The organism is Denitromonas iodatirespirans (genome assembly GCF_018524365.1).
Classification (GTDB): Bacteria; Pseudomonadota; Gammaproteobacteria; order Burkholderiales; family Rhodocyclaceae; genus Nitrogeniibacter; species Nitrogeniibacter iodatirespirans.
Window position 1 is genome coordinate 1 of sequence record NZ_JAEKFT010000125.1, and the last position, 615, is coordinate 615.

The 615-nt window shown below is 74.0% G+C and carries 1 pseudogene; it reads right to left on the bottom strand.

The features are described from left to right. Window positions 1-615 (bottom strand): annotated as a pseudogene (locus I8J34_RS24240) (contractile injection system protein, VgrG/Pvc8 family); the annotation flags it as partial.

Sequence of the window (615 nt, forward strand, 5' to 3'; positions counted from 1 at the left end):
GTTGAGCCGGGCGCCGGTGTCGTCGGTGAGGCGGGGGCGCCAGGGCAGGTGCGCGGGCAGCGCGTCGAAGCTGTTGGCGTAGCCGCGCGCGGCGGCCAGGGCGAGCACCTCGGAGAGGCCCGCGGCGCTCAGCGACTTGGGGGCGCGTTGCGGGGCGGCGCCTTCGTTGCGGGCGGTGTCGGCGTTGGCGCTGGGGGCGTCGAGGAACGGATCGAGGAACGGATCGGGGAAAGGATCGGGGAACGGATCGGGGAACGGATCGGGGAACGGATCGGGGAACGAGTCGCCCGGCGGGGTGGTGCGTGAATCGTCGAGCGAATCGTCATGAAACAGTTCGGCCGCGCCGAGGCGGCGGGCGATGGTGGCCATCGGCGCGGCGCCCAGGTTGTTGATGCCGATGTGGGTCACTTCGCGCACGGCGAAGCGTGGCGGCTCGACGCTGTCGTCGGGGGGCGCGCCGCCCGGCCCGCGCGGGGTGGCGGTGAGCGCGCGCGGGGCGTCGAGCAGGTCGACATGCGTGCCGGGGCGCAGGCTGCGCACGGTGCCGCGCCCGACGAAGGTGGTGTGGCGCGCTTCGAGCGCTTCCATCATCAGGCGTGCGTAGCGATCGGCCTC